At 70.0% G+C, this 15,414-nt stretch carries 14 protein-coding genes; 11 read left to right on the top strand and 3 right to left on the bottom strand.

Annotated features, from left to right (window positions below; all coding sequences use genetic code 11):
- The first annotated feature begins 99 nt into the window (after positions 1–99).
- Genes OG892_RS00865 through OG892_RS00890 form a run of 6 tightly spaced genes read left to right on the top strand, consistent with a single transcriptional unit; the run spans position 100 to position 6,323 of the window.
- Complete coding sequence (locus OG892_RS00865) at positions 100–1,188, top strand: substrate-binding domain-containing protein (RefSeq protein WP_371628160.1); 1,089 nt, start codon at positions 100–102, stop codon at positions 1,186–1,188.
- A 36-nt stretch (positions 1,189–1,224) separates the two neighbouring features.
- Positions 1,225–2,313: a mandelate racemase/muconate lactonizing enzyme family protein gene (locus OG892_RS00870; RefSeq protein ID WP_328868228.1), complete on the top strand. Its 1,089-nt coding sequence runs from the start codon at positions 1,225–1,227 to the stop codon at positions 2,311–2,313.
- On the top strand, positions 2,310–3,386 hold the full coding sequence (locus tag OG892_RS00875; protein WP_073738818.1) for an ABC transporter permease: 1,077 nt from the start codon (positions 2,310–2,312) through the stop codon (positions 3,384–3,386). Before OG892_RS00870 ends, OG892_RS00875 begins: the two co-directional genes overlap by 4 nt.
- Positions 3,383–4,462 carry an ABC transporter permease gene (locus OG892_RS00880; RefSeq protein WP_371628159.1) on the top strand — a complete coding sequence of 360 codons (1,080 nt, stop codon included), beginning with the start codon at positions 3,383–3,385 and terminating at the stop codon, positions 4,460–4,462. The genes OG892_RS00875 and OG892_RS00880 overlap by 4 nt, the downstream gene beginning before the upstream one ends.
- Entirely contained in the window at positions 4,459–6,003 is a 1,545-nt protein-coding gene (locus OG892_RS00885; protein WP_371628158.1) for a sugar ABC transporter ATP-binding protein, read from the top strand. Before OG892_RS00880 ends, OG892_RS00885 begins: the two co-directional genes overlap by 4 nt.
- A complete protein-coding gene (locus OG892_RS00890; protein ID WP_371628157.1) occupies positions 6,000–6,323 on the top strand; it encodes an L-rhamnose mutarotase in 324 nt (107 codons plus the stop codon). The genes OG892_RS00885 and OG892_RS00890 overlap by 4 nt, the downstream gene beginning before the upstream one ends.
- 132 nt (positions 6,324–6,455) lie before the next feature.
- On the opposite strand, the gene OG892_RS00895 is transcribed toward OG892_RS00890, so the two are convergent.
- Positions 6,456–7,172, bottom strand: coding sequence for a GntR family transcriptional regulator (locus OG892_RS00895; protein WP_371628156.1), 717 nt, complete (start codon positions 7,170–7,172; stop codon positions 6,456–6,458).
- Between the two features lie 294 nt (positions 7,173–7,466).
- Here OG892_RS00895 and OG892_RS00900 point away from each other — a divergent pair, with 294 nt between their 5' ends.
- The gene (locus OG892_RS00900; protein WP_371628155.1) at positions 7,467–8,540 is read left to right on the top strand and encodes a DUF3533 domain-containing protein; all 1,074 of its coding nucleotides are present in this window, start codon (positions 7,467–7,469) and stop codon (positions 8,538–8,540) included.
- Between the two features lie 52 nt (positions 8,541–8,592).
- Here the strand turns inward: OG892_RS00900 and OG892_RS00905 are convergent, their stop codons facing one another.
- Positions 8,593–11,265, bottom strand: a complete 2,673-nt coding sequence (locus OG892_RS00905; RefSeq protein ID WP_073738824.1) for a SpoIIE family protein phosphatase/ATP-binding protein — start codon at positions 11,263–11,265, stop codon at positions 8,593–8,595.
- Positions 11,266–11,386: 121 nt separating this feature from the next.
- On the opposite strand from OG892_RS00905, the gene OG892_RS00910 reads away from it, so the two are divergent.
- Both OG892_RS00910 and OG892_RS00915 read left to right on the top strand, forming a co-directional pair.
- A complete protein-coding gene (locus OG892_RS00910; RefSeq protein ID WP_073738825.1) occupies positions 11,387–11,581 on the top strand; it encodes a hypothetical protein in 195 nt (64 codons plus the stop codon).
- A 57-nt stretch (positions 11,582–11,638) separates the two neighbouring features.
- Entirely contained in the window at positions 11,639–12,019 is a 381-nt protein-coding gene (locus OG892_RS00915) for an FKBP-type peptidyl-prolyl cis-trans isomerase (protein WP_073738826.1), read from the top strand.
- 136 nt (positions 12,020–12,155) lie between these two features.
- Here OG892_RS00915 and OG892_RS00920 read toward each other — a convergent pair whose 3' ends face one another.
- Positions 12,156–12,797, bottom strand: a complete 642-nt coding sequence (locus tag OG892_RS00920) for a histidine phosphatase family protein (protein ID WP_073738827.1) — start codon at positions 12,795–12,797, stop codon at positions 12,156–12,158.
- A 375-nt stretch (positions 12,798–13,172) separates the two neighbouring features.
- On the opposite strand from OG892_RS00920, the gene OG892_RS00925 reads away from it, so the two are divergent.
- Positions 13,173–14,366 carry an NAD(P)/FAD-dependent oxidoreductase gene (locus tag OG892_RS00925; RefSeq protein ID WP_371628154.1) on the top strand — a complete coding sequence of 398 codons (1,194 nt, stop codon included), beginning with the start codon at positions 13,173–13,175 and terminating at the stop codon, positions 14,364–14,366.
- Positions 14,363–15,280 carry an RNA polymerase sigma-70 factor gene (locus OG892_RS00930; protein WP_328868220.1) on the top strand — a complete coding sequence of 306 codons (918 nt, stop codon included), beginning with the start codon at positions 14,363–14,365 and terminating at the stop codon, positions 15,278–15,280. The genes OG892_RS00925 and OG892_RS00930 overlap by 4 nt, the downstream gene beginning before the upstream one ends.
- The last annotated feature ends 134 nt before the right edge of the window (positions 15,281–15,414 follow it).

Below are 15,414 nucleotides of genomic sequence, written 5' to 3' on the forward strand. Positions count from 1 at the left end.
TCATACAAAGTATTCGACGCACAGGCCTTGACGATCCGATCCCTCCTCCCACAACATCTCGGCAACAGAATCCTATCTGATTCAACTGAGGCAATGATCATGATCCTTCGCAGATCCGCGGTGTCCGTCGCCGCCACCCTCGCCCTCCTGGCCATCGCTTCGACCGCATGCACCGTGAAGACCTCCGACGGCAGCGGGCCGGCCGGCACCGCGACCGCCAAGACCGGCAAGGGGAGCGCCGAACTCGCCGACGGTTCCGGCACCAAGGTCGCACTCGTCCCGGGCGGCGCCCACCCGTACTTCCAGCCATGGAAGAAGGCGGGCGCGGATGCCGAGAAGACGCTGAAGCTGGGCGATGTGACGTTCGACGAGACGGCCGAGTGGGACCAGCAGAAGCAGAACAACCTGCTGTCGACCCTGGCCGCGCGCGGCTACAACGCCTTCGGTGTCTTCGGGGTGTCCCCCACCGACGTCAACACCACCTTCTCCGACCTCAAGTCCCAGGGCTTCGCGGTGGCCTCCCTGGGGTCGTGCCCCGCCGGCGGCAGGAACGAGGCCGACTTCTGCCTCTCCACCGATGTGGAACTCGCCGCCTACAAGGCGGCCGAGGCCACCATCGAGGCGATGGGCGGCAAGGGCACGATCGTTCACCTGACGGGCAACAACGTCGACGCCAACACGCAGCTTCGGATCAAGGGCGTGCAGAAGGCCGTGAAGGAGACCGGCGGCAAGGTCGACCTGCTGCAGAACATCACCGATATCGACAAGGACCTCCAGACCGCGCAGAAGGCCGTCTCCGACCTGCTCGCGACCAAGGGCTCACGGATCCAGGGCATCGTCTCGACCGCGTACAACCCGGCGGTCGCCGCGGCCGAGGCCGTTCAGGAGACGGGCTCGAAAGCCAAGGTCGTGGCGATCGACGACGACGCCAAGATCCTCTCCTCGATCAAGAACGGCTCGGTGAGCGCCACGGTCGTGCAGAACCCGGTGGGTCAGGCCGAGATCGGCGCCTGGGCGCTCGCGCTCCTGCAGACCAAGCAGTGCACGGTCAAGCAGCCGGGCCAGGTCATCGACTCGGGTTCCTTCGTCGTCACGAAGCCGAACCTCGGGACGTACGACAAGGCGCGCGACACCAAGACAGCGGAGCTGAAGAAGCAGTTCGCCGACGAGTACCTCTCCTGCGGCTGACCGTCCCGGCACAACGACAGAAAGTCAGCAACCGGCATGACCATGATCACGAAAGCGACGGCCCTGCTGGCCGACATCGCGGTGGAGACCGACCGCACCGACGCCGTGCAGTCCTTCGTCAAACAGGAGACGGTCCTCGTCACCCTGACGACCACGGACGGCATCGAGGGAACCGGCTACGCCTACACCATCGGCACCGGCGGCACGTCCGTCCTGGCCCTCCTGCGCGACCATCTGCTGCCACTCCTCGCCGGGAAGGACGCCCGCAACGTTGAGGGGCTCTGGCAGGAGCTGTTCGGCCTGACCCGTGCCACCACCACCGGCGCGATCACCTCGCTCGCGCTCGCCGCGATCGACACGGCGCTGTGGGACCTGCGCTGCAAGCGCGCCGGCGAACCCCTGTGGCGGCTGGCCGGCGGTCACCGCCGGGAGATACCGGTGTACGACACCGAGGGCGGCTGGCTCCACCTGGGCACCGACGAGCTGGTCAAGTCGGCCCTCGCCGCGAAGGAGGCGCAGTTCTCGGGCGTCAAGATCAAGGTCGGCAAGCCGCACCCGGCTGAGGACGCGGAGCGCCTGCGTGCCGTACGCGAGGCCGTGGGACCGTTCCTGCACATCATGACCGACGCGAACCAGTCGCAGTCGCTGTCCTCCGCCGTGCGGTTGGCCGCCGCCCTCGAACCGTACGATCCGTACTGGCTCGAGGAACCCATGCCCGCCGACGACATCAGCGGCCATGCCCGGCTCGCCCGCTCGACCCGGATCCCGATCGCGGTCGGCGAGTCGATGTACGCGCCCATGCAGTTCCGCAGCTACCTGGAGACCGGCGCGGCCTCTGTCGTACAGGTCGACGTGGCCAGGGTCGGCGGGATCACGCCGTGGCTGAAGGTCGCCCACCTCGCCGAGACGTTCAACGTCGAGGTGTGCCCGCACTTCCTGATGGAACTGCACGTCAGCCTCGTCGCCGCCGTCGCCAACGGCGCGTACGTGGAGTACATCCCGCAGCTGCGCGCGGTCACCCGCACCGAGCTGACCGTGCGGGACGGTCTGGCCGTCGCTCCGGACGAGCCGGGCATCGGGATCGACTGGGACATGGACGCCATCGACCGGCGGAGGGTGTCATGAAGACGGCCGTCGCTCCACCCGGCAGCGAGACGGACCGCCCCACCGACGGGGCCCGGCCGGCACACCGGCTGCCGTTCTGGGTCAACCAGCGGCTCGGGCTCCTCGTCATCATCATCGCGCTCGCCGCTCTGTTCGGTGTTCTGCGCCCGGCGTTCTTCGACGAGCGGCTGGTGCTCTTCCCGCTCCTGAGGGACATCTCGACGCTGACGGTGGTGGCACTGGCGCAGATGGTGGTGCTGTCCATCGGGCACATGAACCTCGCCGTCGGGCGCATGGCCGCCTTCGGCGCGTTCTTCGCCGGCTTCGGCTACGACCGGCTCGGTCTGTCGCTGCCGCTCGGCCTGGTGCTGTGCCTGGTGGCGGGCTGTGCGATCGGCGCGCTGACCGGCTGGATCATCGCCCGTACCGGGGTGAACTCCTTCGTCGTGACGCTGGCCATGGACTTCGCCCTGCTGGGACTCGTCTCTCTGCTCTACTCGGCCCTCACGGACAACGCCGCGTTCACCGCCCGTCCGGACGGGCTGGCGGAGCTGCGTTCCTACTCGCTCGCCGACATCTGTGTCGGGCCCGTCTGCGGCTCGCCGGCCGTCCCGCAGATCATCCAGTTCACCGTGATCGCCCTCGTCGGCCTCGGCTTCCTCTACTCCCGTACCCGGATGGGACGCGAGCTGCTGCTCACCGGCGCCAACCCGAGTGCCGCCGAGCTGTCCGGCATCCCCACCGGACGCAGGATCGTGCTCGCGCACGCGCTCTCGGGGCTGCTCGCCGCACTGGCCGGTTTCATGGCCGCCGTCGGCACGGGCACGTTCCGCGCGTCCATCGGCGACGACTTCATGCTCCCCTCGTTCCTGGGCGCGGTCCTGGGCGGGACCCTGCTCACCGGCGGCGTCGTCTCCGTCGTCGGCGCTCTGCTCGGCACCTCACTGGTCGGTGTGATCCGCAAGGGTCTGGACCTGCTCGGCGTCGGTCTCGAAAGCCTCAACATCTACCTCGGCTGCGTCCTGCTCCTGGCCCTGTCCGCCGACCGGGTGCGCACCGTCGTGTCCTACCGCAAGGTGGTGCGTTCCACATGACCCCGCTCCAGGACAGCAGTACGGCGGCATGGTCCGCGCTGCGGCGCTTCTCGCGCTCCACGACGACCACCCTGCTGGGCGTGGTCGTCGTCGGCTACGTCGCCCTCGGCATCTCGTCGTCCGGGACCTTCTTCGAAGGGCCCTCACTCCGTACGTTCCTGCAGTACCTCGCCACACCGGTCCTGATCGGGCTGGCCCAGATGGTCGCCCTCAGTGTGGGGCAGCTCAATCTCGCGGTCGGGGCGCTGGGCGGGTTCAGCGCCTGCCTGATGGGCGTCCTGATGGTCGACGCCGGTGTCCCTGCCGGACTCGCCGTCCTGATCGGTGTGCTGGGCGCGACCCTGATCGGCCTGATCACCGGCGTGTTCATCGTCGCCACACGTATCAACGGCTTCATCGTGACGCTCGGCACCATGACCATCCTGCTGGGTGCGCAGTACCGGCTCTCCGGGACCCGCACCATCGACGGGTACTCCGCCACGCTGCGCGACTTCGGCCGCGCAGCGCCGCTGAACATCCCGCTGGTCTTCGTCACGGCCCTGGTCGCGGCCGGTCTCCTCGCCGCCTTCATGTACCGCACGGTGGCGGGGCGGCGGCTGCTGGCCGCGGGCGGGAACCCGCTCGCCGCCAAGCTCTCCGGCATTTCCACCGACCGGCAGATCGTGCTCGCGCACACCCTGTCCGGGCTACTCATCGGCATCGCCGCGCTGACCGCCACGGCCTCGCTGCCCGGGGTCAACCGCAGTGTCGGCGGAGACTGGCTGCTGCCCAGCTTCGCGGCGCCCATCATCGGCGGCGTGGCGTTGACCGGCGGCTCCGTCGCCGTGCTCGGGACCGTGCTCGCCGCCTTCGTCATGCGCCTGATCGACACGGCGCGGGCGCAGTTCTCGCTCGACCCGAGCTGGGTCAACTTCCTCATCGGGGTGGTCGTGCTCGGCACCGTCGTCGGCGGTCGCCTCCACCAGGGCCACCTCGCCAAGAAGGGCGTATCACCCGGCGGCGCTCCCCCACCGCCACCTCCCGAGGAGACACCCCGGCCGACGGCCGTACCGACGCCGATGGGAGAGACCCGATGAGCGAAGTCCTGCTGGAATGCGATCAGATCGTCAAGGTCTTCCCCGGTGTCCGCGCCCTCGACGGCGTCGGCCTGCGGCTCACCGCAGGCTCCGTGCACGCCCTGCTGGGCGAGAACGGGGCGGGGAAGTCCACCCTCATCAAGGTGATCACCGGCGTGCACGCGCCGGACGGCGGCAGGCTCCTCAGGGGCGGCCAGGAGATCCAGCCGCGCTCCCCGCTGGACGCCATGCGGGCCGGCGTCGGCGTCGTGCACCAGGAGCGCAATCTGATCCCCGGGTTCTCCGTGGCCGAGAACATCACGCTGCAGAACCCGCCCTCGCGCCGTGGCCTGGTCGACCGGGAGGCCATGACGGCTCCGGCCCGGCGCTGTCTGGCCGAACTCGGCCTCGACATCGATCCGCACCAACTTGTATCCGAACTGTCTGTCGCACAGCAGCAGTTGGTGGAGATCGCCAAAGCGCTCCACACCGACAGCAAGGTTCTCCTGCTCGACGAGCCGACCGCCTCCCTCTCCCCGCAGGAGGCCGAGCATCTCTTCGACGTCATCCGGCGGCTCACCGAACGCGGCACGTGTGTGGTCTTCGTCAGTCACAAGCTGGAGGAGGTCTTCGCGGTCTGCGACACCGTCACCGTGCTGCGCGACGGCCGGTCCGTGCTCGAATCCGCGCCGCTCGCGGAGCACACCCAGGACGACGTCGTGACCCTGATGGTCGGACGCGCCCACGCGGTGACGGCGATGACCCCGCGGCCCGTGGACACGTCCGCGACGCCCGCGCTCTCCCTCACCGGGCTCTCGACGGCCTCCGGCCACCGTGACATCTCCCTCGACGTGCTCCCCGGGGAGATCGTCGGGCTGTACGGCCTGGTCGGCGCGGGGCGCAGCGAACTGGTCAGGGCGGTGCTCGGTCTGGACCGGGTGACCGGCGGTGAGATCCGGGTGTACGGGGAGCCCGCGAGGATCGGCTCGCCGCGGCAGGCGCTGCACGGGTACGGGATCGGGTATCTGACGGAGAACCGCAAGGAGGAGGGTGTCTTCCTGGAGCAGCCCATCCTCCGCAACATCACCGTGACGGTGTGGCGGAAGCTGGCGAACGCCATCGGATACGTTCCCGCCCGCCGGGAGCGCGAGACCGCGGAGGATCTTGTCGAGCGCCTCGGCATCAGGATCTCCGGGCTCGCGCAGAACGCCGGTGAGCTGTCGGGCGGCAACCAGCAGAAGGTCAGTCTGTCGAAGTGGCTGGCGGCCGACACCCGGCTGCTGGTCGTCGACGAACCGACCGTCGGTGTGGACGTGCGGACCAAGCACGCCTTCCACGAGCTGATCTGGGAGCTCGCCCGCGGCGGACTGCCGATCCTGCTGATCAGCAGCGACCTGGCGGAGATGGTGACCCTGGCCGACCGGGTCGTCGTGATGGCCGGTCACCGCATCCGCGGCGAGGTGGCCAACGACCACGACTACGGCCGGATGAGCGGCCGGATCATCCGTATGATCCACGACCGGCCGGTCCTGGCCGGGTCCCCGAAGGGACCGACCGCGTGAGGCGGGTCGCGCAGGTCATCGGTCTGCGCCCGGGGAAGGCGGCGGAGTACCGGGAGCTGCACCGTGCCGTCCCCGGGCCCGTGCTCGACCGGCTGCGGCGCTCCCATATTGCCAACTACTCGATCCACCTGCTCGGCGACAGGCTGTTCAGCTACTTCGAGTACCACGGCGACGACCTGGCCGCCGACCTCGCCCTGATGGCCGACGACCCGGCCACCCAGGAGTGGTGGCGGCTCACAGCTCCCTGCCAGCGGCCCGTGGACGAAGCCGGGCCCGGTGCCTGGTGGGCATCGGGCGAGCAGGTCTTCCTCATGGAGTAGGCCGCCGGACAGGCCGTAGGCCCTCCGTACACGAGAACCGTCCGGCGGCGCCGGTGCGCCGTTCCCGCAGCCCCGGGAGGGCGCGGCCCTCGCTCTCCCGGGCACCCCGCGTCTTCGGCCCGGCCCCGTCGGTCATTTCTCCTGGAACCGGCTGAGCTGGCGCTCCAGGCTGTGTGTCAGATGGTCCGTCATCGCCTGTGCGGCCCGCTCGGCACTGCGGCGCAGGATCGCCCGGACGACCCGCTCGTGCTCGGCCAGGGTCGAATCGTCCTCGACGGGAAGGCTGCTGAGGCGGAAGACGTGGAGATGCGCGTGGAGCCGCTCGACCGCGTCCAGGAGGAGGGGGCGACGGGCGGCGACCGCGACGGCGTCGTGGAAGCGCTGGTCCAGGGCTGCGAATTCACGGTAGGACGCGTAGGGACCCGCGGGGCTGGGGTGGACCTCCATGTCCTCCTGGATGGCCTCGATGACGTCGAGCTGAGACTCGTCGGCGTGCAGGGCCGCCAGCGCCGCGGCCCGCGGTTCCAGGAGGAGCCGCATCTCGAACAGCTCCTCAACCCCTTGCCGGGTGAGCAGTTCCGTCGCCCGGTATCCGGAGAGGGAACGCTTGACCACGAGGCCGTCCGACTCCAGACGGGCCAGCGCCTCGCGGACCGGGGTCGGTGAGACGTCGAGCCTGCGGGAGAGGGCTTCGATGCCGACGCGGGCCCCCGGTGCGATCTCATGGTCCATGACCATGGCCTTGATGTCCTCGTAGACGCTGTCGGAGAGTGGCTGGCGGACCGGCGCCGTGGGGGGCTCTGGCGCCCCGGCCCGGTCGTCGAAGACGGGCGGGTCATTCACCGGCATCCAGATCTCCTCGCTTCACCACACGTGCGGCCACCAGCAGTTTAGCGAGCGGGCCGGGCGAACCCAGGTGCTCCGGGCTCCCTGGTGACGCCCCGCGTTCCTCGAACGTCGGTGCGGACGATGGAGCGCTCCGTCTTCCCACTGGTCAACCGCCAGTCGGGCCGGGCGAGGGGCATCCCGAACGCCTCGGCGGCGGGCACCGGGGCCGTCCGGTACGCACCGCGTTCCGATGGGCGACCACCGTTCGGACCCGTCCGGGCTGCGGCAGCTCCGACGTGCGTCGAGGTTGGACGTATGCCAGCACAGAGCCCGGTCGGCGTTCCCGGCGGTCAGTCGTCCGCGCGCTTGCGCGGTGTCGGAGAAAGCATGAGCGGGCGATCGGTACTCCTGGTCCTTGGGGTGTTGGTGCTGCAGACAGCGTTTGTGCTCTCGTGCGTCGGCGCGTTCCGCGATCCCGTCCCGCACCGCATTGCCCTGGCCGTCACGGACCCCACGACACGGATCGCCGACGACACCTTCTACCAGCTCGCGTTGCTTCCCGGTGAGCCGGTGGACCCGGTCCGGGTGGCCGACGAGGCTGCTGCCCTGGACCGCATCCACAGTCGTGAGGTGGACGGTGCGCTCGTCCTCTCCCGATCCGGCACCGCCGACCTGTTGCTGGTTGCCGGTGGGGCGGGCCCGTTGCTGGCCAAGGAACTTGCCACGCACGTCGTCGCGGCAGAAGGGCACCAGGGCCGCACGGTCCGAGTCCGGGACGTGGTGCCGGTCGCGCCGGGTGACAAGCGTCTCCTCTCCTCCTTCTCGCTCGTTGTGGGCTGGTGTGCGGGCGGCGTCCTGTGCGCCTCGGTGCAGGCGTACGGTGCCGGGCGCCGTCGTCCGGCGGGATTGCGCGCATCGGCCGCCATGGGTGTGCTGCTGGTGTATTCGGTGCTTGCCGGGCTCCTAGGCGTGCTGGTCGCCAGGACTCTTCTGGACGCGGTGCCAGGAAACCTCTGGGCACTGTGGGCCCTCGGTTCCCTGCTGGTTCTGACGGTCGGAGCCCTCACACTCGCCCTGTACGAATCGGCCGGAGCGCTGGGAATCGGTCTGGCGCTCCTGCTCGTGGTCGTCCTCGGCGGGCCGAGCGCGGGCGGGGTGTATCCCACCGAGTTGCTGCCCGCGTTCTGGCGCACTGTGGGCCCGTTCCTGCCGCCCGGGGCGGGCCTGGACGCCGTGGATTCGATCGCCTATTTCCGTGGTGCGGGTGCCGGCGGGCCGTGGTGGACGCTTGTGGCCTGGGCCGGCGGCGGCGCGGCCGTGGTCCTGCTGGGCGGCGTTGTCGCGACCCGGTCCCGTCCTCCCGCAGCGCGGACCAAGCGTCGGCCCTGACGTCCAGTCACCACAGCGACGTCACTGGCCCCGACGTCACCGGCCCCCGGCGTCACCAGTCCTCGTCCGACCACTGGTCGAGCAGCGCTTCGCCGTTGAGGCTGCTGTGGGGTACCTCGGTGCCGAGGGACTGCTCGGCCCAGATGACTTTGCCGCGTGCGGTGTAGCGCGTGCCCCAGCGGTGCGCGAGCCGGGCGATGATGAACAGGCCGCGCCCGCCCTCATCGGTGCTGGCAGCCTGGCGGACGTGCGGGGCCGTACTGCTGCCGTCGGCGACTTCGCAGATCAGGGTGTCGTCGTCGTGCAGCAGCCGGAGCCGGATCGGCGGGGAGCCGTATCGGATCGCGTTGGTGACCAGCTCGCTGACGATGAGCTCCGCCGTGTAGGTGGCGTCCGCCAGCCCCCACCCGTTCACCACACGTGCCGCTTCCGCACGGATGCTGGAGACAGTCGTCGGGTCGTCGGGTACGTCCCAGTCGGCCACGCGGCCGGGATCCATCAGACGGGTGCGGGCGACGAGCAGGGCCACATCGTCCGTGGGCCGGTCGGTCAGCAGGGCGTCGAGGACCGCTTGGCATGTTGCCTCGGGGTCCGGGTCGCCGGGGCCGGCCAGCGTGGCGCGCAGGACGTCCAGCCCCACGTCGATGTCGCGGCTGCGCCGCTCGACCAGCCCGTCGGTGAACAGGACCAGCCTGCTTCCTTCGGGCAGCGTCAGCTCGGTGGTCTCCACCGGCAGGCCCTCGTTGATCCCGAGCGGCGGCGAACCGGGGATCTCCGGATAGGTGACGGTGCCGTCCGGGAGCACCAGGGCCGGGCCCGGGTGACCGGCCCTGGCGAGGGTGCAGTGCCCGGTGACCGGGTCGTAAATGGCATAGAGGCAGGTGGCGCCGGAGACGTCGACGTCACTGTCCCCCTCCGCGTCGAGGCGGCTGACGAGAGCGTCGAGGTGGGCGAGGAGTTCGTCCGGGGACAGGTCCAGGGCGGAGAAGTTGTGCACCGCGGTACGCAACCGCCCCATGGTGGCGGCGGCATGGAGGCCATGGCCGACGACATCACCGACCACCAGCGCGACCCGGACTCCGGGCAGCGGGATGATGTCGTACCAGTCCCCGCCCACGCCCGGCTGGGCCGGGAGGTAGCGATGGGCCACCTCAAGGGCGGAATGCGTGGGCAGGGCGCTGGGCAGCAGGCTGCGCTGGAGTGTGACCGCCATGGCGTGCTCGCGGGTGAAGCGGCGCGCGTTGTCGATGGCCACGCCCGCTCGGGCCGCCAGTTCCTCCGCGACGGACAGGTCCTCGGGCTCGAAGGGACCCTTGTCCTTGCGCCAGAAGTCCACGCTCCCCAGCACCACACCACGTGCCTGCAGCGGGGCGGAGACCAGCGAGTGGATGCCGTAGTCCAGGACCGCACGCGCCCGTGGCCGGTCCAGGGCGAACCAGCCCTCTGAGGCCGAGAGATCGGCCGCGAGGACGGCCCGGCCGCCGTCCACACCGAGCGCCGCGGGACTGCCGGGAGGAAAGTGCAGCACCTCCCCCACCGGGGAGAGGGGGTGATCCTCGCGGATACCGGCGATCGCTGTGCGGCGCATGTCGGCGTCCGCTCCGGTGGGTTCCTCACCGCGCAGTACGGGGTCCAGCAGTTCCACGGTGACGAAGTCGGCGAACCGGGGCACCGCGACGGCCGCCAGTTCCTCGGCGGTGCGCACCACATCGAGCGTGGTGCCGATGTGCGTCCCCGCGTCGTAGAGCAGTTGCAGCCGTGACCGCGCCACTTCTGCCCGGCCCGCCAGTTCACTCAGCTCGGTGGTGTCGCGCAGGGTGACCACGCTGCCCCGAGGGCCTCCCGGCCCCTCGACGGTCCGGAGGTTGACGGCGAGGAGCCGGTCCCCGTTGGCGTGGACCTCGTCGCTGGCTGTCCGGCCCGAGACCAGGAGCTGCGTCGTGTCCGGGGTCAGACCGAGGTCGCTCACCTCGCGTTGCTCAGCGTTGCGCGGCAGGCCGAGCAGTCGTCGCGCCTCGTCGTTGGCCAGCGTGAGCACGCCGCGGTCGTCGATGATGAGTACGCCTTCCCGAACCGAGTGCAGGACCGCGTCATGGTGCTCGTACATCCGTGTCATCTCGGCGGACCCCAGGCCGTGGGTCTGATGGCGCAGGCGTTTGCTCACGGCCGCCGACCCGGCCGCGGCCAGCAGGAGTGCCCCGCCCGCGACCGCCAGGATCGCGGGGAGCTGGTGCGTGACCATCTCGTTCACGCTCTTGACGTAGATCCCCACCGAGATCAGTCCGACGACCCGGCCCTTGGCGTCGAACACGGCGACTGTCGTATCGACTGCTCGTCCCAGGGCGCTGTCGAACGTCTCCTGGAAGGGCTTGCCCGTGAGCGCGGGTCCGAAGCTGCCGGTGACGTGGCCGCCGATGCGGCTCGGGTCGGGGTGGGACCAGCGGATGCCGTTCGGGTCGAACGCCACCACGTAGCCGACGTGGGCGCTCCTGCGCATCTTCTCCGAACTGGGCTGCAGCACTCGTGTCGGGTCGGCCGACTGCATCGCCGCGGCGGTGCCCGGTGCGTCCCGGAACGCCACGGCCACGGCGAGCGATCTGTCCCGCGCCTCGTCTGTAGCGGTGTGCTGAGACTGGACGAGGAGGACCAGGAAAGTGGCAGCGATGAGCAGGACTGCGACGACCACCTGCAGCAGGAACACCTGGCCTGCGACGCTCCGGGGCATCAGGTGGGAAAACCGGCCACGACGCCCGGCCCGGAACCGCCACGGAGACCCTTTCTCGACCATTCGCCCAGCATCACCGAGGATGGGCCCGCAGAGCGGCTGACCGCGCCGGTACGCGGCAGTGCCTCACACGACGGGGGCACACAGGCCAGGCGACCGGGGCTACGAGCTGGTCCGCCGGCAGCGGGACGGGATCCGGGCCAGGACCTGCACCCGGCTCCGAGCCAAGGCCGACGTGAACTTCTGGGTCCTGGGCGACGTCCACCGCGGGCGTGGGCAGCAGTGCCTCGCCATCATCGAGTGCCGCATAGAGTGACCGTGCGCCCGGCCGGTCCGGCATGAGGGCTTCCGGCGGCGAGCGAATGAGGCTGCGATGAGTGAACTGACGAAGCCCGGGATCGACCGTCCGGAGGGTGACGCTCCCCACGAGCTGACAGTCCGCGACCTCGTCGTCGGGGACGGGCTTGAGGCGAAGCCGGGCAGGGTTGTCCAGGTTCACTACGTCGGCGTCACCTTCGAGTCCGGAAAGGAATTCGACGCCTCCTGGGACCGGGGCAAGGCGTTCAAGTTCGCCGTGGGCGGTGGCAAGGTCATCAAGGGCTGGGACCGCGGGATCAGAGGGATGAAGGTCGGCGGCCGGCGCGAGATCGTCGTTCCCCCGCGCCTCGGCTACGGCAACCAGTCACCCTCGTCGTTGATCCCGGCGGGCTCGACACTCGTCTTCGTGGTGGACCTGCTCTCCGTCGCGGTCTGAGGCCTTCTGCTGCCCTGACTCTCCCCCGGATCAGAGGCCGTGCGACACCTGCCGGAGGACCGCGGCACCACACGACTTCGGCGTCGCTCGACTGAGCCTGGGGGCCGTCGTGCCGTGGACGCGGGGCAGGTCGAGGTCAGCCACGGTTGGCGGCGTGGAGATGACGGGTGTCGCCGAGGCCGACGACTTGGCGGTTGTGGAAGAAGTCGTCTTCGCGCAGCGTGGTGATGCTGCCGGAGGGCGCCCGGAAGCTGGCATAGCCGACTGACTCGATCGGCATCTTGATCCAGGACGCAACGACGCACGTCAGGGAGCCGCCGTGGGTCACGATGATCTGCTGTTCGCAAGGGCTGAGCAGGATCTCGTCCATGGCCGCGTAGATGCGCTGCGCCCATGCAGCCTTGGTCTCCGCACCCTGCACGCCCTCATCGTGGTGCATTCGTTCCCCGACAGCCGGCGGTGGGATGAAGCGACGGTCGAGCCACTCCTGCGGCATTCCCTCCGCCTCGCCGTAGGACTTCTCCCGCAGCCTGCGATCCAGGACCGGCTTCACGCCGAATACTTCGGCGACCTCATTGGCCGTCCGCAGGGTGCGCTGCAGATCCGAGGAGAACAGCTCCACCTCGGCGCCGTCCGGAATCCGGGCCCGCAGCGCTTGAGCGATGGAGGCCGCCGCACGGACACCGTCGGGCGTCAGCTGCGAGTCATGCCATCCGCCGACGACTCCCTCGACGTGGTGGGTCGCCTCGGGATGGGTCACGACGTAGAGGGTGCGCATGGGTGCTCGATCTCCCGTGGGTAGCGTCCTGCCTGGTTCGAGGGTGCAGCCCAGCGGCACAGCGATCCGGCCGATGCAGAGGGGCTGCGGCGTGCCTCGGCGGACCGACGGAGCTCGATCCGGTAATGGGGGCAGAAGTTGAAGCTCTCTGCGATGTCACCGCCACAGCCGCACAGCAACTCGCGGATCTCCTGCCGCCCTTGTCAACACGTAAAAGGTTACGGCAGGCCGTGAGCCTCGGCTGCCTCACGGAGCAACTGACTGATCGCGTGGTGCGGGTCACAGCTGCCGCATGTCACGAACGGACGAGCAGCTTGCGTCTGGTGGTCGTTCGCAAGGCCCCGACGGCCACGAGACGAAGAAGGCGGCAACGCGATGAACGCAACAGAGGCACAGAAGCACGAGGTCCTGGTCCTGGGTGCCGGCTACGCCGGACTCGCCGCCGCGATCCAGCTCGCGGCCCGCACGAGGAAGCGTGGAGACGTGCGCGTGACGCTGGTCAACCCCTTCGAGGAGTTCACCGAACGGCTCCGCTTGCACATGACCGCAACGGGTCAGGAGACGGCCGAGATGAGCATCCGGGAGCTGCTTGAGGGGACCGGCGCCGTTTTCGTCCGCGGCTGGGTCACCGCCTTGGACGTCGGGGCGAAGACCGTTCGGATCGACGACGACCGGGTCCTGGGCTACGACACCCTTGTCTACGGTCTGGGCAGCGTCGCGGATACCGTCGCCGTCCCCGGAGTCGATGCCCACGCCCACACCCTGAACAGCCCGCAGGACGCCGCCCTCCTCGCCGACCGGCTGGCCCGGCTCGGCGGCGGGACGGTAGTCGTCGCCGGCGGCGGCCTCACCGGAGTCGAGGCCGCCGCAGAGGTCGCCGAGCGATACCCGGAGCTCCAGGTGACGCTGCTGGGCCGGGGGGAACCCGGCGCGGGCATGCATCCGAGGGCCAAGGCCCATCTGGATGCCGGGCTCGCCCGGCTCGGAGTACGGGTACTCATCGGCGTCGAGGTCACCGAGGTGCGGCCGGACAGCGTCGAGCTGGCGGACGGCTCCAGCATCCCGGCGGCCGCCGTGCTGTGGACCAGCGGGACCCGCGTCTCACCGCTGGCCGCCGCCGCGGGCCTGAGCGTGGACGAGCGCGGCCGGCTGATCACCGACAGGGCGCTGCGCTCCGTCTCCCACCCCGATGTCCACGCCGTGGGCGACGCGGCGGCCATCCGGCAGGGCTATGGCGTGATGCACGGGACCTGTCAGGGCGGCATGCCCACCGGCGTCCACGCGGCCCTCACGATCCTGCGCACGCTGGCCGGTAAGGAGCCCAAGCCCTTCCGCTTCGGCTACTACCACACACCGGTCAGCCTGGGCCGCGAAGACGGCGTCGTGCAGTTCACTCGCCCCGACGACAGCCCGCGCCGCATCGTGCTGACCGGAAAGCGGGCCGCGCGGTATAAGGAGACGGTCACCGCCTCGCCGTGGCCGGCCTTCGCCCGCATGAAGAAGATTCCCGCCTCGGGCGCGTTCTGGCCGCGCGGCGGCCGCTACACCCGTATCCGGAGTGCCGAATGACTCAGCCGCAACATGCCGACCGCGACCAGCCGGCCTTCCAGCAGTACCGCACCCTGCTCTTCTCCGTCGCGTACCGCATCCTCGGCACCGCTGTCGATGCGGAGGACGTGGTCCAGGACGCCTGGCTCAAGTGGTCGGCGGCCGACCGTTCCCAGGTCGCCGACCCCAAGGCCTACCTGACCCGGATCGTCTCCAACCTGTCGATGGAGCTGCTCCGTTCGACCCGTCGCCGGCGGGAGACGTATGTCGGGCCCTGGCTCCCCGAACCGATCCTCACCGCTCCGGCCACGGCCGACGACGTCGCCGCGGCGGACTCGGTCTCCGTAGCCCTGCTCGTCGTCCTGGAGACACTCAGCCCTCTGGAGCGTGCGGCCTTCGTGCTGAAGGAGGTGTTCGCCTTCAGCTACGCGGAGATCGCGGAGGCGGTGGAACGCGCCGAGCCGGCCGTCCGGCAGGCGGCGCACCGGGCCCGCGAACACGTACGGGCCCGGCGTCCTCGGTTCACCACCGACCGTGCCGTCCAACGCGACGTGGCCGAGCGGTTCTTCGCGGCGGCGACCGGTGGTGACATCAACGCGCTCATGGAGTTGCTGTCTCCGGACGTCACCCTGTGGACCGATGGCGGCGGCAAGGTCCGTCAGGCACTCAAACCGGTGGTGGGCCTGAAGAGCGTGGCAGGCTGGTTCGCCGCACTCGGCACGGCCAGCTACCAGGGCGTCGAACCCCATGAGATGCGGGCCGAGTTCACCTCGATCAACGGCGGACCGGGTGTGGTCTTCCACGCCCCGGACCGTGTGCTCGCGACGATGTCGTTCGACTTCGCCCCGGAAGGTCGTATCTCGGCCATCCACAACGTGGCCAACCCCGACAAGCTCCGCGCCGTCACCGAGGGGACCCTGCGTGAACTCGCCTGAAGAGCCCGGCGGGTGCCACGCCCCGTCGTGAGCCCGAGCCGGTTCTCGCCCAAGCGCAAGGGCGTGCGGTGGCCAAGTACCCACGTACGGTGTTGGGGTGTTCAATCGGCTTGAGGTCAGTGTGTTGCGCCCGG

This window comes from Streptomyces sp. NBC_00341, from assembly GCF_041435055.1.
Taxonomy (GTDB): domain Bacteria; phylum Actinomycetota; class Actinomycetes; order Streptomycetales; family Streptomycetaceae; genus Streptomyces.